This is a genomic window from Amycolatopsis acididurans, assembly GCF_012328925.1.
GTDB classification, from domain to species: domain Bacteria; phylum Actinomycetota; class Actinomycetes; order Mycobacteriales; family Pseudonocardiaceae; genus Amycolatopsis_E; species Amycolatopsis_E acididurans.
The window spans coordinates 55264-75261 of the sequence record NZ_JAAXLS010000007.1 but is presented as its reverse complement, the minus strand read 5'-3'; the positions used below and the strand labels follow the sequence as shown (position 1 = coordinate 75261).

20 protein-coding genes are annotated in these 19998 nt (G+C 69.6%); 5 read left to right on the top strand and 15 right to left on the bottom strand.

Features of this window, described 5'->3' with window-relative positions; all coding sequences use genetic code 11:
• Window positions 1-36 precede the first annotated feature (36 nt).
• The 15 genes from HFP15_RS13425 to HFP15_RS13355 all read right to left on the bottom strand — a co-directional run bounded on the left by HFP15_RS13425 (window position 37) and on the right by HFP15_RS13355 (window position 13963).
• A complete protein-coding gene (locus tag HFP15_RS13425; protein WP_168515249.1) occupies window positions 37-441 on the bottom strand; it encodes a hypothetical protein in 405 nt (134 codons plus the stop codon).
• Window positions 438-1256, bottom strand: coding sequence for an isoprenyl transferase (locus HFP15_RS13420; protein WP_168515247.1), 819 nt, complete (start codon window positions 1254-1256; stop codon window positions 438-440). The genes HFP15_RS13425 and HFP15_RS13420 overlap by 4 nt, the downstream gene beginning before the upstream one ends.
• Before the next feature lie 39 nt (window positions 1257-1295).
• On the bottom strand, window positions 1296-2057 hold the full coding sequence (recO, locus tag HFP15_RS13415) for a DNA repair protein RecO (protein WP_312871574.1): 762 nt from the start codon (window positions 2055-2057) through the stop codon (window positions 1296-1298).
• 54 nt (window positions 2058-2111) lie between these two features.
• The gene (locus HFP15_RS13410) at window positions 2112-2552 is read right to left on the bottom strand and encodes a CD225/dispanin family protein (RefSeq protein ID WP_168515243.1); all 441 of its coding nucleotides are present in this window, start codon (window positions 2550-2552) and stop codon (window positions 2112-2114) included.
• Between the two features lie 90 nt (window positions 2553-2642).
• Entirely contained in the window at window positions 2643-3536 is an 894-nt protein-coding gene (gene era, locus HFP15_RS13405; RefSeq protein WP_168515241.1) for a GTPase Era, read from the bottom strand.
• Window positions 3533-3868 (bottom strand): cytidine deaminase-like protein, encoded by a 336-nt coding sequence (locus tag HFP15_RS13400; protein ID WP_168515239.1) that lies wholly within the window; start codon window positions 3866-3868, stop codon window positions 3533-3535. Before HFP15_RS13400 ends, era begins: the two co-directional genes overlap by 4 nt.
• Window positions 3861-5189 (bottom strand): hemolysin family protein, encoded by a 1329-nt coding sequence (locus tag HFP15_RS13395; protein ID WP_168515237.1) that lies wholly within the window; start codon window positions 5187-5189, stop codon window positions 3861-3863. Before HFP15_RS13395 ends, HFP15_RS13400 begins: the two co-directional genes overlap by 8 nt.
• A 192-nt stretch (window positions 5190-5381) precedes the next feature.
• On the bottom strand, window positions 5382-5927 hold the full coding sequence (gene ybeY, locus HFP15_RS13390; protein ID WP_168515235.1) for an rRNA maturation RNase YbeY: 546 nt from the start codon (window positions 5925-5927) through the stop codon (window positions 5382-5384).
• A gap of 6 nt (window positions 5928-5933) precedes the next feature.
• Window positions 5934-7016, bottom strand: a complete 1083-nt coding sequence (locus tag HFP15_RS13385; protein WP_168515233.1) for a PhoH family protein — start codon at window positions 7014-7016, stop codon at window positions 5934-5936.
• Window positions 7017-7106: 90 nt separating this feature from the next.
• Window positions 7107-7463 carry a histidine triad nucleotide-binding protein gene (locus HFP15_RS13380; protein ID WP_168515231.1) on the bottom strand — a complete coding sequence of 119 codons (357 nt, stop codon included), beginning with the start codon at window positions 7461-7463 and terminating at the stop codon, window positions 7107-7109.
• 330 nt (window positions 7464-7793) lie between these two features.
• The gene (locus HFP15_RS13375; RefSeq protein WP_168515229.1) at window positions 7794-8546 is read right to left on the bottom strand and encodes a 16S rRNA (uracil(1498)-N(3))-methyltransferase; all 753 of its coding nucleotides are present in this window, start codon (window positions 8544-8546) and stop codon (window positions 7794-7796) included.
• Window positions 8547-9710 carry a molecular chaperone DnaJ gene (gene dnaJ / locus HFP15_RS13370; protein ID WP_168515584.1) on the bottom strand — a complete coding sequence of 388 codons (1164 nt, stop codon included), beginning with the start codon at window positions 9708-9710 and terminating at the stop codon, window positions 8547-8549.
• A 30-nt stretch (window positions 9711-9740) separates the two neighbouring features.
• Window positions 9741-10766 (bottom strand): heat-inducible transcriptional repressor HrcA, encoded by a 1026-nt coding sequence (gene hrcA / locus HFP15_RS13365; protein WP_168515227.1) that lies wholly within the window; start codon window positions 10764-10766, stop codon window positions 9741-9743.
• A gap of 414 nt (window positions 10767-11180) precedes the next feature.
• Window positions 11181-12665, bottom strand: coding sequence for a CoA-acylating methylmalonate-semialdehyde dehydrogenase (locus HFP15_RS13360; RefSeq protein ID WP_168515225.1), 1485 nt, complete (start codon window positions 12663-12665; stop codon window positions 11181-11183).
• Entirely contained in the window at window positions 12662-13963 is a 1302-nt protein-coding gene (locus HFP15_RS13355; protein ID WP_168515223.1) for an aspartate aminotransferase family protein, read from the bottom strand. The genes HFP15_RS13360 and HFP15_RS13355 overlap by 4 nt, the downstream gene beginning before the upstream one ends.
• 85 nt (window positions 13964-14048) lie before the next feature.
• On the opposite strand from HFP15_RS13355, the gene HFP15_RS13350 reads away from it, so the two are divergent.
• The 5 genes from HFP15_RS13350 to hydA all read left to right on the top strand — a co-directional run bounded on the left by HFP15_RS13350 (window position 14049) and on the right by hydA (window position 19997).
• Window positions 14049-15650 carry a PucR family transcriptional regulator gene (locus HFP15_RS13350; RefSeq protein ID WP_168515221.1) on the top strand — a complete coding sequence of 534 codons (1602 nt, stop codon included), beginning with the start codon at window positions 14049-14051 and terminating at the stop codon, window positions 15648-15650.
• Between the two features lie 77 nt (window positions 15651-15727).
• Window positions 15728-16093 carry an SSI family serine proteinase inhibitor gene (locus HFP15_RS13345; protein WP_168515219.1) on the top strand — a complete coding sequence of 122 codons (366 nt, stop codon included), beginning with the start codon at window positions 15728-15730 and terminating at the stop codon, window positions 16091-16093.
• Between the two features lie 157 nt (window positions 16094-16250).
• A complete protein-coding gene (locus HFP15_RS13340; RefSeq protein WP_168515217.1) occupies window positions 16251-17819 on the top strand; it encodes an NCS1 family nucleobase:cation symporter-1 in 1569 nt (522 codons plus the stop codon).
• Window positions 17770-18612, top strand: coding sequence for a nitrilase-related carbon-nitrogen hydrolase (locus HFP15_RS13335; protein ID WP_168515215.1), 843 nt, complete (start codon window positions 17770-17772; stop codon window positions 18610-18612). The genes HFP15_RS13340 and HFP15_RS13335 overlap by 50 nt, the downstream gene beginning before the upstream one ends.
• On the top strand, window positions 18612-19997 hold the full coding sequence (hydA, locus tag HFP15_RS13330; RefSeq protein ID WP_168515582.1) for a dihydropyrimidinase: 1386 nt from the start codon (window positions 18612-18614) through the stop codon (window positions 19995-19997). The genes HFP15_RS13335 and hydA overlap by 1 nt, the downstream gene beginning before the upstream one ends.
• Window position 19998: the final 1 nt, after the last annotated feature.

The window sequence follows — 19998 nt, the reverse complement described above, 5'->3', positions numbered from 1 at the left end:
CGGCCGGCCGGACCGGTCAGCCGATGCCGGTCCGGCTCAGTTCTGTGCCGGGATCAGCTCGCCCCGCAGCTGCGAAGCGGTGGAGATCACGAGCATCAGCAGCGTGCCCAGCGCGCTGATTTCCAGGCCCTGCGCGGGAAACGCGTACCGCAGCGTCAGATCCAGGCCCCGGTCGGTGTGGCTGACCCCGAGGGTGCCGAACAGCCCCTGGCCCGCGCGCTCGGCCGCGGAGGCCGCCACGCCCGGCTCGTCGGGCAGGTCCCACGCCACGACGCAGGTCAGGCTCAGCACCGTGAGGCCCTCGGCGAGTTCGGTCGACTGCACCACGCACGGCACACCCGCGTGCGCGAACGTCAGTGCGCCGTCGTCGTCCACCTTGACGTCGATGTAGCGCTCCAGCGCCTCGTGGGCCCTGCGCAGCATGTCGGTGGTCGTGCTCATGAACTCGCCTTTCCGGTGGCGGCATCGATCGCGGCGCCGAACCGGCGGTCGCGCTTGGCGAACTCCAGGCACGCCGCCCACAGCTGCCTGCGGTCGAAGTCCGGGAACAGGGTGTCCTGGAAGACGAACTCCGCGTAGGCCGACTGCCACAGCATGAAGTTCGAGGTGCGCAGCTCGCCCGAGGGCCGCAGGAACAGGTCCACGTCGGGCATCTCGGGCTGGTACATGTACTTCGCGAGCATTCGCTCGTCGATCTTGTCCGGGTTGATCTTGCCGTCGGCGGCGAGCCGCGCGAGCCTGCGCGTGGCGTCGACGATCTCGGCGCGGCCGCCGTAGTTGACGCACATCGTCATGTTCAGCAGCGTGTTGTGCTTGGTCTTCTCCTCGGCCGCCTGCAGCTCCTTGATGACGCTGCGCCACAGCCGCGGCGCCCGGCCCGCCCACCGGATGCGCACGCCGATCGAGCCGAGGTAGTCGACCTGCCTGCGGATCGTGTCGCGGTTGAAGCCCATCAGGAAGCGCACCTCCTCGGGGCTGCGCTTCCAGTTCTCGGTGGAGAACGCGTACACCGACAGCCACTTCACGCCGAGTTCGACCGCACCGGAGGCGACGTCGATCATCACGGCCTCACCGCGCTTGTGCCCCTCGATCCTGGGCAGGCCACGCTGGTTGGCCCACCGGCCGTTGCCGTCCATCACCAGCGCGACGTGGTTCGGCACCAGTTCGGCCGGGATCTGCGGCGGCCGCGCCCCCGAGGGATGGGGATCCGGCGCCCGCACCGTCACCGATGTCGCCTGGCGTCCCCTGCGCAGCACCTGATCTCGCCTCCCATACGTTGGACCCGCCGCACGACCCTACTGGCCGCCGGTGGTCACCTCCCGCGCGCGTCGTTCGACCAGCGGCAGTGACCGCAGCTGACGTTCCAGGTGCCACTGCAGCAGCGCCGCGACCAGCCCGCTCGCGTCGCGCCGCGAACCGGGCACCGACGCCTCCGCGACGTCCCAGTCGCCGTGCAGCAACGCCGCCAGCAGCACCAGCACCTCCGGCGCCGGATGCACCGACCCGGGCGCGCGGCAGTTGCCGCACAGCGAACCGCCCGCCTGCACACTGAACGCCGTGTGCGGGCCGGGCAGCCCGCATCGCGCGCATTCGGTGATCGCCGGCGCCCAGCCGGCGAAGGCCATCGCCCGCAGCAGGAACGCGTCCAGCACGAGTGAGGAGTCCCGCTGCCCGTCGGCCAGCGCCCGCAGCGCACCGGTGACCAGCAGGTACAGCCGCATCGCGGGCTCGCCCTCCTCGGCCGTGAGCCGGTCGGCGGTCTCGGCGATGGCGCTGGCCGCGGTGTAGCGCTGGTAGTCGCCGACGATGGGCAGCGCGAACGCGTCCACGGTCTGCACCTGGGTGATCACATCCAGCGTGCGGCCGGTGTAGAACTGCACGTCGACATGGCCGAAGGGCTCCAGCCGCGCACCGAAGCGCGAGGTGGTGCGCCGCACGCCCTTGGCGACGGCGCGCACCTTGCCGTGCCGCCGGGTGAGCAGGGTGATGATCCGGTCGGCTTCACCCAGCTTGTGCACCCGCAGCACCACCCCGGTGTCGCGATAGAGGCTCACCACGACATCATCTCACCGGGCACCGACAGAACCCGTACCGCCGGTGGCGAGCCGAGGTCAGTAGTAGGACGGGACGCTGCTGGCGGCGACGATCGCGACGATGAACCCGATGATGCCGATGACCCAGCCGACGGCGCCGAGGATCGTCGCGACCAGGCACAGCGTCCTCGCCGAGTCCGAAGCCTGCTTGGCACCGACCAGATTGCCCTGCGCCTTGAAGGTGTCGACCTCGTTCGCCTTCATGATGGCGAAGATCGCCACGATCCAGAACAGGAAGATGCAGCCGATCGCCCAGCCCTTGTAGTTCGGGATCTCCTGGCCCGGCTGCGCGTAGGGCGCCTGCGGATACTGCGCCCCGTACGGCTGCTGCGGATAAGGCTGCTGGCCGTAGGGCTGCTGCTGCCCGTAGGCAGGGGCCGGGACCGGGCCGGATGCCGGGTAGCCGGGCTGGGGCGGCGGCGGCTGCTGGCCATAGGGCTGGCCGTACGGATTGGTCATCAGGGCTGCTCCCCCTCGATCGTCGACTGTCGGCGCACAGCGTAGCTGACCGAACGGGCAGCGTAAGGGGACGCGGCCGGATTCAGCCGATCAGAAACCGAGGCGCCGCAACTGTTTCGGATCGCGCTGCCAGTCCTTGGCGACCTTGACGTGCAGGTCGAGGTACACCTTGCTGCCCAGCAGCGCCTCGATGTGCTTGCGCGCCTGCGATCCCACGGTGCGCAGCCGCTCGCCCTTGTGGCCGAGAATGATGCCCTTCTGGCTGGGCCGCTCGACGTAGAGCAGCGCGTGCACGTCGACCATGTCGTCGCGGCCCTCGTGCGGCAGCATCTCCTCCACCGTCACCGCGATCGAGTGCGGCAGTTCGTCGCGCACGCCCTCCAGCGCGGCCTCGCGGATCAGCTCCGCGATCAGGGTCTGCTCCGGCTCGTCGGTCAGATCGCCGTCCGGGTAGAGCTGCGGCCCCTCCGGAAGCCGCGCCACCAGCAGGTCCTCCAGGGTCTTGACCTGGAAACCGTCCACGGCCGACACCGGGACCAGCTCGGCGAACTCCATGACCTCCTGCAGTGCCAGCAGCTGCTCGGCGATCTGCTGCTGGCTCGCCAGGTCGGTCTTGGTGACGATGCCGATCACCGGGGTGCGCTTGGCGATCTTTGCCAGCTCGTTGGCGATGAACTTGTCGCCGGGGCCCACCTTCTCGTTCGCGGGCACACAGAACCCGACGACGTCCACTTCGGACCACGTCGAGTACACGAGATCGTTGAGCCGCTCTCCCAGCAGCGTGCGGGGCCGGTGCAGCCCCGGGGTGTCCACAATGACCAGTTGCGCGTCGTCGCGGTGCACGATGCCGCGGATCGCGTGCCGCGTGGTCTGCGGCTTGCTGGAGGTGATCGCGACCTTCGTGCCGACGAGCGCGTTGGTCAGCGTCGACTTGCCCGCGTTGGGGCGGCCGACGAAACAGGCGAAACCGCTGCGATGCGTCACCGCACCACTTCCTGCACTTCGCCCCTCAAATCGGCGCGGAACACCGGCGCGGTCGCGGCCAGGTCCCGCACCGCCTGCATCGACGCGCTGGACACCAGCGGCTCGTTGGTGACGACGGCGGCGGCCTCCAGCCCCTCCGCGCCGCTGGACACCGCGGCGGCGATCGCGGCCTGCAGCGCCGAGATCTGGAACGAGGGCAGATCGACCGTGGTCGCCGCGTAGGTGCGGCCGTCGGTGTCGCGCACCGCGGCCCCCTCCGCGGCCTGTGTCCTCGCCCGTGCCGATCGGGCGAGCACGACGATCTTCTCGTCTTCCGGCGCCAGCTCAGACATCTACGCTCCCATCACGTTCGTCACCGTTGCCGGTAGGAACCCTACGTCCCGCGATGGTCTGGTCGTCCGCGCGGACCACCACGGTCGTGATCCGCATCCGGCCGCGGCGGTCCTTGCCGCCCTCGGCGTGCAGCCGCAGGCCGTCCACTTCGGCCTCCGCGCCGGGCAGCGGAACCCGGCCGAGCCGCTGCGCGAGCAGCCCGCCGACGGTCTCCACGTCGTGGTCGGCCAGTTCGAGACCGAACAGTTCGCCGAGGTCGTCCACGGACAGCCGGGCCGAGACGCGCACGGACTTGTCGTCGAGGTGCTCCACGGGCGGGCGCTCCTCCAGGTCGGACTCGTCGGTGATCTCGCCGACGATCTCCTCCAGGATGTCCTCGATGGTGAGCAGCCCCGCGGTGCCGCCGTACTCGTCCACTGCGATCGCCATGTGGTTGTGCGAGACCTGCATTTCCCGCAACAGATCGTCAAGCCGCTTGGAGTCGGGCACGAAGCTGGCCGGGTACATCAGTTCCGCCACCGGCTTCGCGGAGCCCTCGTCGAGGCTGGCGCGCACGAGATCCTTGAGGTTCACCACCCCGGCGATATCGTCGACGGACTCGCCGATGACCGGGATGCGGGTGAATCCGGTGCGCAGCGACAGCGCGAGCGCCTGGCGGACGGTCTTGTCCTGCTCGATCCAGACGATCTCGGTGCGCGGCACCATGACCTCGCGCGCGACGGTGTCGCCGAGCTCGAACACCGAGTGGATCATCTCGCGCTCGGAGTCCTCCACGACGCCGCGTTCCTGCGCGAGGTCGACCAGTTCACGCAGCTCGACCTCGGAGCTGAACGGGCCCTCACGGAACCCCTGACCGGGCGTGATCGCGTTACCGACGAGGATCAGCAGCCGGGACAGCGGCCCGAGGACGGTGCCGAGCGCGCGGACCGGCCCGGCGAGCGCGGCGCCGACGCGGTACGGGTGCTGCCGCCCGATTGTGCGCGGGCCCACCCCGATGAGCACGAAGCTGACCACGACCATCACCACGGCGGTGACCACCACGGCCAGCCCGACGGAGTCGATCCAGCGCAGGAACACCACGGTGACCAGCACGGTCGCGGTCAGCTCGCAGATCATCCGCAGCAACAGCAGCAGGTTGATGTGCCTGCGCCGTTCCGCGACGACGGCCGCGAGCTGGCGCGCCCCGGGCCGGCCGAGCCGGATCAGGCCGTCCACGCGGGCGGCCGAGACGGTGCTGATCGCGGCGTCCGCGGCGGCGAACACCCCGCCGAGCAGCACCAGCGCGACGGCGATGATCAGCAGTGCGGCTGAACTCGCCATCAGCCGATCCGCGTGTGGTCAGCGGCGGCAGCCGCCTCCTGGGAGGACGGCGGCTCGCACCGCCGCGGGTTCTCAGGCGTCTCCTCGCGAGCACAGCGCCGACGCGGTGTAATGCCAACCAGGCGATCCCGGAGCGAGGGGGCGTCTGAGGTTCCGCCACCCGCACCGCTACGCAAGCGAGCCAACATTGCGTTACGCGTCGTCGACGGTGCCGTCGAGACCAGCCGCCCCGAGGAGACGATCGTCGTTGGAACGCTGGGCGTCGCGCCGTTTCGCCGCCGCGGTCGCGGCCTTGAAATCGGTGAGCAGCCGCTTCTGCAGCCCGAACATCTCGCGTTCCTCGGCCGGTTCGGCGTGGTCGTAGCCGAGCAGGTGCAGCACCCCGTGCACGGTGAGCAGGTGCAGCTCGTCGAGCAGCGAATGGCCCGCCGTGCGGGCTTGGTCGCGCGCGAAGGACGGGCACAGCACGATGTCGCCGAGCAGCGCGGGCGAGGTGTCGCCCGCGTCGGGGCGGCGCGTCGAGTCCAGCTCGTCCATCGGGAAGGCCATCACGTCGGTGGGCCCTGGCAGGTCCATCCAGCGTTCGTGCAGGTCGGACATCACGTCGAGGGTGACGAGCACGATGGACAGCTCGGCGAGCGGGCTGACCTCCATGCGGTCGAGTGCGAACCGGGCGGCGGAGACGATCGTGGTCTCGTCCACCGCGATCCCCGACTCGTTGGCGATTTCGATGCTCATGGTGGTTTAGTGGCGGCCCTTCCAGCCGTTGCCGTTCCCGGCGGCGTCCTGAGTGGCCTGCCACTTTTCGTAGGCGTCCACGATGTCGCCGACCAGCCGGTGCCGCACGACGTCGTGGCTGGTCAGGTTGGCGAAGTGTAGATCGTCGACCCCTTCGAGGATCTCGCGCACCACCCGAAGGCCGCTGCGCTGCCCGTTGGGCAGGTCGACCTGGGTGATGTCGCCGGTGACCACGATCTTCGAGCTGAAGCCGAGCCGGGTCAGGAACATCTTCATCTGCTCGGGCGTGGTGTTCTGCGCCTCGTCGAGGATGATGAACGCGTCGTTGAGGGTGCGGCCGCGCATGTAGGCCAGCGGCGCGATCTCGATCGTGCCCGCCTGGATGAGCCGCGGGATCGAGTCCGGGTCGACCATGTCGTGCAGCGCGTCGTACAGCGGCCGCAGGTACGGGTCGATCTTTTCCGACAACGTGCCCGGCAGGAAGCCCAGCCGCTCGCCGGCTTCGACGGCGGGGCGGGTCAGGATGATCCGCGTGACCTGCTTGGCCTGCAGGGCCTGCACGGCCTTGGCCATCGCGAGGTAGGTCTTGCCGGTTCCGGCAGGCCCGACGCCGAACACGATCGTGTGCTTGTCGATGGCGTCGACGTAGCGTTTCTGATTCAGCGTCTTGGGCCGGATGGTGCGCCCGCGCCTGGACAGGATGTCCATGCTGAGCACGTCGGCGGGCGATTCGCCGCCGGAGGAGAGCATGCCGACGGTGCGCCGCACGGTGTCGGGACCGACCTGCTGCCCGCGCCCGGCCAGGGTCACGAGCTCGGCGAACACGCGCTCGCCGAACGCGACGTCGGCGGGTGCCCCGGTGAGGGTGACCTCGTTGCCCCGTACGTGCACGTCAGCCTCGAGCAGCTCCTCGGCGACGCGCAGGTTCTCATCGCGCGAACCGAGCAGCGTGAGCGCCGCCGCGTCCGGGATCGGGAACCGGGACTGCGCACTCTTCGTGGCGATCTCGGTGACGTCCGTAGTGTTGGTCTTGCTGACGTCGTCGGGGACGTCGGATCGGGCGGCTCCACCCTGTGCGGTTCCGGCCACGTGCCCTCGGGCCTGCTTCCTGCGCGTACGCTAATCGGTTTTCACTGACACCATGAATGCTAGCGGCACGCACCCGCTTGTCGCAGGTGGTTACTCGTACCGTCCGAACAGACCGAGCTGTTCGCCGCCCAGAACGTGCGCGTGAACGTGGAAGACGGTCTGCCCGGCATCACTGTCGGTGTTGAATACAACGCGGTAACCCGACTCCCTGATTCCCTCCAGGTCGGCGACCTTGTGGGCGGTCGTGATCACGTCGGAGAGCAGCTGGGGGTCGGCCGCCGCGAGTTCGGCGACGTTGCGGTACCGCGTCTTGGGCACGACGAGCACGTGCACCTTGGACTGGGGCCGGATGTCCCGGAAGGCGTAGGTGGTGTCGTCCTCGTAGACCTTCTCCGAGGGAATCTCCCCGGCGATGATCTTCTCGAACAGCGTCTCCGCATCACTCATGCGAGGAACATACCAATGCGGCTGTCACCCCGGCCGAACGCGAAGTTCCGCAGAAACCGAAGATGCCGTGGGCCCACCAGACACAGCAGCTCGAGGCGCGAAGTTTCGCCGAAACTGAAGATGCCGTGGGGCGGTGAGGCCTGGGGGTCGCCCCACCGCCACCACGGCTCCGCCGGACCGAGGGGGGAGGTGTCCGGCGGGGTATGGATACCCGGGATCGCGCCCCAGGTGTCGACCAGCGTAATGGGTGGTACGGCCCGAGCGCCACAGCCGCGACCCAATTTCTTCCTGGTTTCGAAGACACCGGGTATGAAATCCGGTAAAGGCGACTCACGCCCAGCGGGAGGTCAGCGCACCGAGCGCGCCGAGGCCGACGGCGGCGGCCGTCGAGGTGCGCAACACCGACGCGCCCAGCCGGACCGGAACGGCGCCCGCCGCGGTCAGCGTCTCGACCTCGGCATCGCTCACGCCGCCCTCCGGGCCCACCACCAGCAACAGCTCGCCGTCCTCCGGCAGCGTCACGTCGGTGAGCCGCCGCTCGGCGCTGCCTTCCAGCACCAGCGTCAGCGAAGCCCGCTCGACGGCGGCGGTCAGCCCGGCGAGGCCCACGGGGTCGGCGACCGGCGGCACCCACGTGCGCCGTGCCTGTTTCGCCGCGGCACGGGCGGTGTTCCGCCAGCGTGCGAGCGCCTTCGCTCCGCGCGGGCCGTCCTCCCACTTGGCGACGCTGCGTTCGGCCCGCCACGGCAGCACCGCGTCCGCTCCCGCCTCGGTGGCCAGCTCGACCGCCAGTTCGCCGCGGTCGCCCTTCACCAGCGCCTGCACAACCGTCACGCACAGTCGTGGCCGCGGCTGCGACCACCGGTGCTCCACGACGAGATCGAGCGCGGCGTCGCGTCCGGGCCGCACCGACTCCACGACGCAGTCCGCGGCACCGCCAGCGCCGTCGGACAGCGTCAGCCGCTCCCCCGGCCGCATCCTCCGCACGGTCGCGGCGTGCCGTGCCTCCTCGCCGTCCAGCACGGCACGGGAACCGGCCGGAAGTTCTTCGACCAGGAACACCGGCGTGGTGGTGGCCGGCATCTACTTGTGGCTCTTGGCGCGCAGCTTCGAGAACAACCCGCCGGAGCGGCCGTTGCTGGCCAGCGTCGGGACCTCCTCGCCGCGCTCGTGCGCCAGCTGCAGCAGCAGCTCGCGCTGGCTCTCGTCGAGCCGGGTGGGCACCGTGACGTCGATGTGGACGTACAGGTCACCACGGCCGTCGACGCGGCCGGAGGAACGCAGCCTCGGCATGCCCTTGCCGGACAGCAGCAGCTCCGCGCCCGGCTGCGTGCCCGGTTCGATCTCCAGCTCGAACTCGCCGTCGATGAGCGTTTCCAGCGGCACGGTCGCGCCCAGCGCGGCGGTGGTCATCGGGACGCGCAGGTTGCAGTGCAGGTCGTGGCCCTCGCGCACGAACACGTCGTGCGGTTCCTCGTCGATCTCGACGTAGAGGTCGCCCGCCGGGCCGCCGCCGGGGCCGACCTCGCCCTGGCCGGAGAGCCGGATCCGCATCCCGTCGCCGACACCGGCCGGGATCTTCGCGGTCACGTCGCGGCGCGCACGCACGCGGCCGTCGCCACCGCACTGGCGGCACGGGTCGGTGATGACCTCGCCGTAGCCGCGGCACACCGGGCACGGCCGCGCGGTGACCACCTGGCCGAGGAACGACCGCTGCACGGACTGCACCTCGCCCTGGCCGCCACAAGTGTCACAGGTCTTGACGGTGCCGCCGGGCGCGGTGCCGTTGCCATGGCACTGGTCGCACAGGATCGCGGTGTCGACCGCGATCTCCTTGTTCACGCCGGTGGCGCATTCCTCCAGGGACAGGCTGATCCGGATCAGCGCGTCGGATCCGGGCTGGACCCGGCTGCGCGGGCCGCGGCCCCGGCTGCCCCCGGTCGCGGCCCCGAAGAAGGCGTCCATGATGTCGCCGAGCCCGCCGAAACCGGCGAACGGGTCGCCGGCACCGCGGCCGCCGCCCGCGCCGTTGTCGAGCGGGTCGCCGCCGAGGTCGACGATCTTGCGCTTCTGCGGGTCGGAGAGAACCTCGTAGGCGGTGGTGACCTCGCCGAACTTGTGCTGGGCGTCCTCGGACGGGTTGACATCCGGGTGCAGTTCCCTGGCCAGCCTGCGATACGCGCGCTTGATCTCCTGATCAGACGCGTTCTTGGGCACCCCGAGAATGCCGTAGTAGTCCCTCGCCACCGTTCTCATGTCCTCCTGAAAAATGGGCTTCTAGCCGCCGGCCAGGATCTGCCCCACGTAGTTGGCCACCGCGCGCACCGCGGCGATCGTTCCCGGATAGTCCATGCGGGTCGGACCGACGATGCCCATGCCACCCAGCAGCATGTCGTCCTTTCCGTACCCGATCGACACCACGGAGGTGCTGCGCATCTGCTCGTCCTCATTTTCCTCGCCGATACGCACGGTGATCGCACCGGGGTTGCGGGCGGCCGCGAGCAGCTTGAGGACGACGACCTGTTCCTCCAGTGCCTCCAGCACCTGGCGCAGCGATCCGGGGAAGTCGGCGACGTTGCGGGTCAGGTTGGCGGTGCCGCCGAGGATGAGCCGTTCCTCCGGGTGGTCGACGAGGTGCTCGACCAGCACGGTGCACACCCTGGTCATGGCATCGCGCAGCTCGCCCGGCGCCTGGTCGGGCAGTTCCGCGACGCGGGCGGCCGCGTCGGTGAGGCGCCTGCCCGAGAGCGTGGAGTTGAGCACGTCGCGCACGCGGCCGACGTTCTCCTCGCTGATCACGTCGCCGAGGTCGATGGTGCGCTGGTCCACGCGGCCGGAGTCGGTGATCACCACGAGCATCAGCCGGGCCGGGGTGAGCGGGACGACCTCCAGGTGACGCAGCGTGGCGTTGGACATGGTCGGGTACTGGATCACCGCGACCTGCCGGGTCAGCTGGGCGAGCAGCCGGACCGAGCGGCGCAGCACGTCGTCGAGATCGATGGCGCCGTCGAGGAAGCTGGTGATCGCCCGTCGTTCGGCCGTGGTCAGCGGCTTGATGTCGGCGAGCCGGTCCACGAACAGCCGGTAACCCTTGTCGGTGGGGATGCGGCCCGCGCTCGTGTGCGGCTGGGTGATGTAACCGTCCTCTTCGAGCGCCGCCATGTCGTTACGCACCGTGGCGCTGGACACACCCAGGTTGTGCCGGTCCACGATCGCCTTCGAGCCGACTGGTTCCTGGTTGGACACGTAGTCGGCGACGATGGCGCGCAGCACCTCGAACCGGCGCTCATCAGAGCTGGCCACGCCTCACCTCCGCGCACTCGACACCTGACATCGAGTTTACGGAAGCCGACGACGACGCGTATCCAGGTCGCCAACAACCCACGCGGCGGCCGGGACGCGTGCATGCCGGGCTCCTCCGGGCTCGCGCGCGAGCGCCCGACCTCGGGCGCAGGCAAGCCCGGACTCGCGCGCACGGCAACCTGAACACGCGCGGGCGAGCCGGGACGCAAGCGCACGGAACCCCGAACACGCACCCGGGCAAGCCTGGACTCGCGCACACCCACGGCCGGACTCCGGCGCAGGCGAGCCCAGACTCCCGCGCACGGAACTCCGAACTCGGGCGCGCGCACCCTCGGACTCGAGCGCGCGGCCACCTGAACACGCGCGCACGCAAACCCGGACTCGGGCGCGCGGAAGCCTGGACTCGCGGGTGGGTCAGGAGTTGCGGGGGAAGCCTAGGTTGATGCCGCCTTGGGACGGGTCGGGCCAGCGTGAGGTGACCACCTTGGTGCGCGTGAAGAAGTGGAACCCCTCCGGACCGTAGGCGTGGGTGTCGCCGAACAGCGAGTTCTTCCAGCCGCCGAAGGAGTAATAGCCCACCGGCACCGGGATCGGCACGTTGAGGCCCACCATGCCGACCTCGACCTCGTTCTGGAACCGCCGCGCGGCGCGGCCGTCGTTGGTGAAGATCGCCGTGCCGTTGCCGTAGCTGCCCGCGTTGACCAGGTTCAGCGCCGCGTCGTAGCTGCCCGCGCGGGCCACCGAGAGCACCGGCCCGAAGATCTCGTCGGTGTAGATCGACATCTCCGGCGTGACGTGGTCGAACAGCGTGGGCCCGAGCCAGAACCCGCCACCCTCGACGGCGATGTCGCGCCCGTCCACCACGAGGGTCGCCCCCGAGTCCACCCCGGCGTCCACATAGGACCCGACCTTGGCACGGTGCGCGGAGGTGACCAGCGGGCCCATCTCCGAATCCGGGTCGTGGCCGTTGCCCACGCGCAGCCGCGACATCCGCTCGGCGATCTTGGCCACCAGCTCGTCGCCAATGGGGTCGACGGCGACGACGACGGACACCGCCATGCACCGCTCCCCCGCCGAGCCGAAGCCCGCGGACACGGCCGCGTCGGCGGCGAGGTCGAGATCGGCGTCGGGCAGCACCACCATGTGGTTCTTCGCACCGCCGAGCGCCTGCACGCGTTTTCCGTTGCTGGTCCCGGTTTCGTAGACATACCGGGCGATCGGGGTCGAGCCGACGAACGAGATCGCCTTGACCTCCGGATGCGTGAGCAGCCCGTCGACGGCGACCTTGTCGCCGTGCAGCACGTTGAGCACACCCGGCGGCAGGCCCGCCTCGGCGAGCAGTTCGGCGATGAACACCGACGCGGACGGATCCTTCTCACTGGGCTTGAGCACGACGGTGTTGCCGCACGCGATCGCGTTGGGCACGAACCACAGCGGCACCATCGCCGGGAAGTTGAACGGCGAGATCACGCCGACCACGCCCAGCGGTTGCGCGATGGAGAACACGTCCACGCCGCGGGAGGCGTTCTCGCTGAACCCGCCCTTGAGCATTTGCGCGGCGCCGCAGGCGTATTCGACGTTCTCGATGGCGCGTGCGATCTCGCCGGCGGCGTCGGATTCGACCTTGCCGTGCTCGGAGGTGATGATCTTGGCGAGATCGTCCTTGCGTGCGGACAGCAGTTCCCGGAAGGCGAACAGGATCCGGGTGCGCGCCGCGAGCGAGGTGTCGCGCCAGCCGGGGAAGGCGCGGGCCGCCGCACCGACGGCCTCGGCCACCTGCCCGTCACCGGCGAAGTCCACGTGCGCGCGGACTTCGCCGGTGGCGGGATCGAACACCTCCCCGGTCCGTTCCGCGTCCCCGGTCCAGCTCTTGCCGTCGATCCAGTGGGAGATCCTCACTTGGTTCCCTTCTGCACGGCCGCGATGGACGCGCCCAGGATGTCGAGCGCCTCACGCGCTTCCTCGTCGGTCAGTGTCATCGGCGGCGCGAGGCGGATGACGTTGCCGTGCAGCCCGCCCTTGCCGACCAGCAGGCCGCGCGCCTTGGTCTCCTCCATGACGGCGGCGGCATGCGAAGGGCTCGGGTCCGTGCCGCCCGAAGCGACCAGCTCGAGGCCGATCATCAGGCCCTTGCCCCGCACGTCGCCGACGATGTCGTGGCGTTCGGCCAGGTCGCGCAGCCCCGCCAGCAGCAGCGTGCCGAGCTTCGCGGCGTTGCCCTGCAGGTCGTGGTCGAGCAGATAGTCCACAGTGGCCTTCGCGCCCGCGGTGGCGACCGGGTTGCCGCCGAAGGTGGAGATGGAGTTCGCGGTGATCGAGTCCATGATCTCGCCACGCGCGACGACCCCGCCGATCGCGAGGCCGTTGCCGAGTCCCTTGGCGAAGGTCATCGCGTCCGGGGTGACGCCGTGCGCCTGGATACCCCAGAAATGCTCGCCGGTGCGCCCCCATCCCGTCTGCACCTCGTCGGAGATCAGCAGGATTCCGTAGGAGTCGAGCACCTCCTTGAACGCGCCGAAGAGCCCGTCCGGCGGCACGTTGAACCCGCCGACGCCCTGGATGGGCTCCGCGATCAGCGCCGCGACGTCACCGGAGGTCGCCGTCTGGAGCACGTCCCGCAGGTCCGCCACGCACGCCTTGATGTAGTCGGCGTCGGACAGCGAGCCGAACGCGTCGCGGTAGCGGTAACCGCCATGCACGTAGCTGACCTTGACCGGGGACAGCGAGCTGGCCGACCAGCCGCGGTTGCCGGTGATGGCGATCGTGCCGAACGCGCGGCCGTGGTAGGAGTTGCGCAGCGCCAGGATCTGGTTGCTGCGCCGGTACTGCGTCGCGATCATCAGCGCGGTCTCGTTGGCCTCGGTACCGGAGTTGGTGAAGAACACCTTCGCGTCCGGGATGCCCGACAGGCGCGCGATCTGCTCGGCGAGTTCGACCTGTTTGCGGATGAGGTACAGCGTCGAGGTGTGCAGCACCCCGGTGTCGACCTGCGCGCGGATCGCGTCGGAGATCTCGGCGACGTCGTAGCCGATCGCGTTGGTCAGGATGCCGGCGAAGAAGTCGAGGTAGGTGTTGCCCTCGGCGTCGGTGACGCGGCGGCCCGAGCCACGAGCGATCTCGATCGGTCGGTCGTAGAACAACGACAGCCAGTTCGGCATGACCGCGCGATGACGGGCCAGCAGGTCGGATTCGCTCATGTCTTACGAGTCTGGTGAACAGCGGCCCCGGCCAATACGGGCAACATGTACGGACTACCCGGTGCGGCCGTACAGTTTGTGTCTTATGTACCCGACCGTCGCCGACGTGCTCGCGCTGCCGGTCGTCCGGCACGGGCGGCCGAGCGTCGTGGCGGGCAAGCAGGGCCTGGACGCGCGGGTGCGCTGGGTGCACGTCGCCGAGGTCGCCGACATCGGGCACCTGCTCAAGGGCGGCGAGCTGGTGCTGACGACCGGCATCGCGCTGCCCGACGACGCGGCCGCGCTCGCGGAGTACATGGACGGGCTCGCCCGGGCCGGGGTCGCGGGACTGGTCGTGGAACTGGTCCGGCACTGGAGCGACGCGCTGCCGCCCGCGCTCGTCGAGGCGGCCGACCACCACGGCGTGCCGCTGGTGACGCTGTCGCGGGAGACGCGCTATGTCGCGATCACCGAGACCGTGAACGGGCTGATCGTGGACGCCCAGGTGGCCGAGCTGCGGGCCGCCGAACAGGTGCACCAGATCTTCACCGAGCTGACCGTGTCCGGCGCGGAACCGGGCGTGGTGCTGCGGGAGGTGGCGCGGCTGACGGAACGGCCCGTGGTCCTGGAGACGCTCTCGCACGAGATGCTCGCCTACGACGCGGCGGGCGCCGACCCCGGCGAACTGCTCGACGCGTGGCTGCCGCGGTCGCGGTCGGTGCACGTCGGCAAGCGCACCGCCTACCACGCCGATGCCGGGTGGCTGGTGACGATCGTCGGCGCGCGCGGGCACGACTGGGGGCGGCTGATCGTCGTCTCCGACGAACCACCGCCCCACCGGCACATCGTGGTGGCCGAGCGGGCCGCGTCGGCGCTGGCGGTGCACCGGCTGGTCGCCCGCGACACAGACAGCCTCGAACGGCAGGCGCACCGGGCGGTGCTCGCGGAACTGATGGCCTCGCCGGTGCCCTCGGCGGAACTGCTCGCACGGTCGGCCGCGCTCGGCGTCCCCCTGGAGGGGCGGCGGCTCGTCGGCGTCGCGATCCGGCCCCGGCTGACCGACGCCGCGGGGCCTGCCGCGTCGGCGACGGTCGTGCTGCGGGAACTGGCGGAGGCGGTGTCGATCGCCGTCCGGCGCGCGAAGGTCTGCGCACTCGTGGCGGTCGCCGACGACGTGACCGTGCGCGCGCTGCTTTCCTTGTCCCCCAAGGCGAATGTGGACGCGGTCCTGGAGCGGCTGGCGCACGCGGTGCGGCAGGCGCGCACCGGCGCGCCGGGCGTGGTCGCGGCCGGGACGACGGTGGCGAGCCCCGCGCACGCCGAACGCAGCCTGACCGAGGCCGCACACGTCGCCGCGGCGGCGCTCAAGTCGGGGTCGGATCGCGCCGTGCACCGGCTGGAGGACGTGCGCCTGCGCGGGCTGCTGCACCTGCTGGCCGGTGACGAGCGGCTGCGCGCGTTCGCCGCCCGCGAGCTGGGGCCGCTGCTCACGCGCGACGCAGCGTCCGGCACGCGGCTGGTGCAGGCGCTGCGGCACTACTGCGAACAGGGCGGGAACAAGTCGGCCGCCGCGGCGGCCGCGCACACCTCGCGCACCGCGTACTACCAGCAGCTGGCCCGGATCGAACAGGTGCTGGGCGTGCCGCTGGAGGAGCCGGAGTCGATGTTGTCGCTGTACGTGGCGTTGCTGGTGCACGACCTGAGCTGAGCCGCCACTCGTTCGGGGCACAGAACCACCTGGTCGTGTAGGTACTGGACGGGTGATCTGGGCGAGATAGTGTCGCCATGCCTGTTTCCACGATCGTTCCCGCCATGGCCTCGCTGCTCGCGATGGCCGGCACCCCCAGCCATCCCGGCGCGGAACTGGCCCTCTCGCTGCACGACAGCGGGGGCCGCACCAGCACGGTGACCCTGAGCTGCCAGCCGGTCGGCGGCTCGCATCCCGAGCGCGGCAAAGGGTGCCGCTCGCTCACCGCCGCCGACGGGGACTTCGACAACCTGCCTGCGGATCCAGGTATGTGCCCGCTGATCTGGGCGCCGGTCACCGCGACCGCGACCGGCCACTGGCACGCGAAGCCCGTGCTCTACACGCACACGTATCCCAACAGCTGTGTCGCGGCGCGAGAATCGGGTCACGTCTTCGATTTCTGAGGCCGCCGTTTTGTTACGGTCGCATTGCCCGGCCGCTACCGGCCGCGCCGAAACACCTGCCCGCGCCGTGCGCAATCGACAGAATGCGTTCCGACGCGGGCAACGGTGAACACTCTGCCAATGCCCCTGGCACGCGCGGCGCGAGCAGGATTCCGCAATGGCACCCTCGCAGATCTCGCACCCCGACGGCCGGGTGGATCTGGCCGACGCCGCGTCCATTCGTGGCAGCCGGTTCTACAACGACGAGCTCGCTCCGGTCCCGGTGGAAAAGCGAACCTGGAGCACCTACAACTATTTCGCGCTGTGGATGGGGATGGCACACAACATTCCCTCCTACGCATTGGCCTCCTCACTCATCGCGCTCGGGATGAACTGGTTGCAGGCGCTGATCACGATCACGCTGGGAAACCTGATCGTGCTCATCCCGATGCTGCTCAACAGTCACGCGGGAACGAAATACGGTATCCCGTTCCCGGTGTTCTCCCGCGCTTTCTACGGGTTGCGGGGAGCGAATTTCGCCGCGCTGCTGCGCGCGTTCATCGCGTGCGGCTGGTTCGGTATCCAGACCTGGGTCGGCGGTGAGGCGATCTACATCCTCGTCGGCAAGCTCGCCGGCGGCGGCTGGCGCAACGCGGCCTCCTTCGGCGGGCAACCGTGGACGCTGTGGCTGTCGTTCGGGGTGTTCTGGATCGTGCAGATGCTCATCATCTGGCGGGGCATGGAAGCCGTGCGGCGCTTCGAGAACTGGACCGCGCCGCTGGTGTCGGTCGGTTTCCTGATCCTGCTCGGCTACGTGCTCGTCAAGGCCGGCGGCATCGGCCCGATCCTGTCCGAGCCCGCCTCGCTCGGCTGGGGTCACGGCTTCTGGAAGGTGTTCGCGCCCTCGCTGATGGCGATGATCGCGTTCTGGTCGACGCTGTCGCTGAACATGCCCGACTTCACCCGCTTCGGCGGCAGCCAGCGGATCCAGGCCCGTGGCCAGCTGCTCGGCCTGCCGACCACGATGACGTTCATCGCGATCGTGGCGATCCTGACCACCTCGGGCGGTCAGGTGCTCTACGGGCAGGCGATCTGGGATCCGGCGCGTCTCGCGGACCGGTTCTCCAGCCCCGTGGTCGTCGTGATCGCGTTGATCGCGCTCGTGCTGGCCACGGTCTCGGCGAATCTCGCGGCGAACGTGGTCAGCCCGTCCTACGACTTCTCCAACGCCTTCCCCAAGCGCATCACGTTCGCGCTGGGCGGGCTGATCTGCGGCATCGTCGGGATCGTCATCATGCCGTGGAAGCTGTACTCCGATCCGAGCATCTACATCTTCACCTGGCTCGGGTTCTACGGCGGAATCCTCGGCGCGGTCGCGGGCGTGCTGGTCGCCGGGTACTGGGTGCTGCGGCGGCGGAAGCTCGATCTGGCCGCGCTCTACACCGAAAAGGGCCGGTACTGGTTCCGCGCGGGCTGGAGCTGGCAGGCGATCGTCGCCACGCTCGTGGGCGCGGTGCTCGCGGTCGGCGGCGCCTACACGGCCCCCGGTTCATCGGGTCCGTTCCCGGCGGACGGGCTGATCCCGTTCCTCAAGCCCGTCTACGACTACAGCTGGGTCGCCGGCCTGGTCGGCGGTTTCGTGGTCTATCTCGCGCTGACCCTGCCGGGTCGCGCACCGGAAGAAGTGGAGGAAACCCGTGAGCAACCTGGTCAGGGCCGCGTTGGTGCAACAGCGGTGGACGGGTGACAAGGACTCGATGATCGCCGGCGCGGTCGAGGCGATCGGCAGCGCGGCCTCGCAGGGCGCGCAGGTGGTGTGCCTGCAGGAGTTGTTCTACGGCCCGTATTTCTGCCAGGTGCAGGACGCCGACTACTACTCCTACACCGAGGGCATCCCGGACGGGCCCACCACGAAGCTTCTGCAAGGTGTGGCCGAGCGGCACGGGATCGTGATCGTCGCACCGATGTACGAGCAGGAACAGGCGGGCGTCTACTACAACACGGCGGCGGTGATCGACGCCGACGGGCGTTACCTGGGCAAGTACCGCAAGAACCACATTCCCCAGGTGAAGGGATTCTGGGAGAAGTTCTACTTCCGGCCCGGCAACATGGGCTATCCGGTCTTCGACACCGCGGTCGGCCGGATCGGCGTGTACATCTGCTACGACCGGCACTTCCCCGAGGGCTGGCGGGCGCTGGGCCTGGCCGGGGCGACGATCGTTTTCAACCCGTCGGCCACCAGCCGGGGCCTGTCGCAGTACCTGTGGCGGCTGGAGCAGCCCGCGGCGGCCGTGGCCAACGAGTACTACGTCGGGGCGATCAACCGGGTCGGCGTGGAACCGTTGGGCGACAACGACTTCTACGGTCAGACCTACTTCGTCGACCCGCGCGGCGAACTGGTCGGGGATGCCGCGTCCGACGCCAAGGACGAGGTGGTCGTGCGTGACCTCGACATGGACGAGCTCGCCCAGGTGCGGGACCTGTGGCAGTTCTACCGGGACCGCCGCCCCGACTCCTACGACACGATTGTGAAGCCGTGATGCGCACGTTGCTCAAGGGCGGGACCGTGCTGTCCACGACGGGCGGCAGCCTCGCCGACGTTCTGGTGGAGGACGAGAAGATCGTCGCGGTCACCGCGCCCGGTGTGTTCACCACGGCGGACACCGTGCTCGACGCGAGCGGCAAGTACGTGCTGCCGGGCGGGATCGACGCACACACGCACATGGAAATGCCCTTCGGCGGCACGTTCTCGGCGGACACCTTCGAAACCGGCACCACCGCGGCGGCCTGGGGCGGCACCACGACGATCATCGATTTCGCCGTGCAGGCCAAGGGCACCTCGCTGGTGTCCACCTTGGACAAGTGGCACGAGAAGGCCGACGGGAACTGCGCCGTCGACTACGGCTTCCACATGATCGTCTCCGACGTCAACGACACGACGCTCAAGGAGATGGAGACCTGCATCGACGGCGGCGTGTCGAGTTTCAAGATGTTCATGGCCTACCCCGGCGTGTTCTACTCGACCGACGGCGAGATCCTGCGCGCGATGCGCAAGGCCACCGAGACCGGCTCGACGATCATGATGCACGCGGAGAACGGCATCGCGATCGACGAACTGGTCGCGCAGGCGCTCGGCGAGGGCAAGACCGATCCGGTGCAGCACGGCTACACTCGTCCGTCCGCTTTGGAGGGTGAGGCGACCTCCCGCGCGATCACGCTGGCCCGGGTGACGGGCGCGCCGCTCTACATCGTGCACCTGTCGGCGGCGGAAGCGCTTTCCGCTGTCGCCGAGGCACGCGACGGGGGCCGGAACGTCTTCGCCGAGACCTGCCCGCAATATCTGTACTTGTCCATCGAGGACCTGGCGCGCCCCGGGTTCGAGGGCGCGAAGTACGTGGCCTCGCCCCCGCTGCGGGAGAAGAAGCACCAGGCCGATCTGTGGCGCGGGCTGCGGACGAACGACCTGTCCGTGGTGTCGACCGATCACTGCCCGTTCTGTTTCAAGGACCAGAAGGAACTGGGCCGCGGCGATTTCTCCAAGATCCCGAACGGGATGCCGGGCGTCGAGCACCGGATGGACCTGCTGCACCAGGGCGTGGTCGCGGGTGAGATCTCGCTGGGGCGCTGGGTGGAGGCGTGTTCCACCACGCCGGCGCGGATGTTCGGCCTCTACCCGCGCAAGGGGGTGATCGCGCCGGGCTCGGACGCGGACATCGTCGTCTACGATCCGGCCGCGCGCCAGACGTTGTCGGCGGAAACGCATCACATGGCGGTGGATTACTCCGCCTATGAGGGATTCGAGATCACCGGCAAGGTGGAGACGGTCCTTTCGCGGGGCAAGGTCGTGGTCTCGCCGTCCGGCTTCAGCGGCGGCACCGGGCACGGGCGTTTCCTCTCGCGGGACAAGTGCCAGTACCTGAACTGAA

Bases quoted from the DNA above. Each gene is read 5' to 3' on its own strand.
- HFP15_RS13425 (WP_168515249.1), bottom strand. From the start codon at position 441: ATGAGCACGACCACCGACATGCTGCGCAGGGCCCACGAGGCGCTGGAG.
- HFP15_RS13410 (WP_168515243.1), bottom strand. From the start codon at position 2,552: ATGACCAATCCGTACGGCCAGCCCTATGGCCAGCAGCCGCCGCCGCCC.
- HFP15_RS13400 (WP_168515239.1), bottom strand. From the start codon at position 3,868: ATGTCTGAGCTGGCGCCGGAAGACGAGAAGATCGTCGTGCTCGCCCGA.
- HFP15_RS13395 (WP_168515237.1), bottom strand. From the start codon at position 5,189: ATGGCGAGTTCAGCCGCACTGCTGATCATCGCCGTCGCGCTGGTGCTG.
- ybeY (WP_168515235.1), bottom strand. From the start codon at position 5,927: ATGAGCATCGAAATCGCCAACGAGTCGGGGATCGCGGTGGACGAGACC.
- HFP15_RS13380 (WP_168515231.1), bottom strand. From the start codon at position 7,463: ATGAGTGATGCGGAGACGCTGTTCGAGAAGATCATCGCCGGGGAGATT.
- HFP15_RS13375 (WP_168515229.1), bottom strand. From the start codon at position 8,546: ATGCCGGCCACCACCACGCCGGTGTTCCTGGTCGAAGAACTTCCGGCC.
- HFP15_RS13355 (WP_168515223.1), bottom strand. From the start codon at position 13,963: ATGAGCGAATCCGACCTGCTGGCCCGTCATCGCGCGGTCATGCCGAAC.
- HFP15_RS13350 (WP_168515221.1), top strand. From the start codon at position 14,049: ATGTACCCGACCGTCGCCGACGTGCTCGCGCTGCCGGTCGTCCGGCAC.
- HFP15_RS13345 (WP_168515219.1), top strand. From the start codon at position 15,728: ATGCCTGTTTCCACGATCGTTCCCGCCATGGCCTCGCTGCTCGCGATG.
- HFP15_RS13340 (WP_168515217.1), top strand. From the start codon at position 16,251: ATGGCACCCTCGCAGATCTCGCACCCCGACGGCCGGGTGGATCTGGCC.
- hydA (WP_168515582.1), top strand. From the start codon at position 18,612: ATGCGCACGTTGCTCAAGGGCGGGACCGTGCTGTCCACGACGGGCGGC.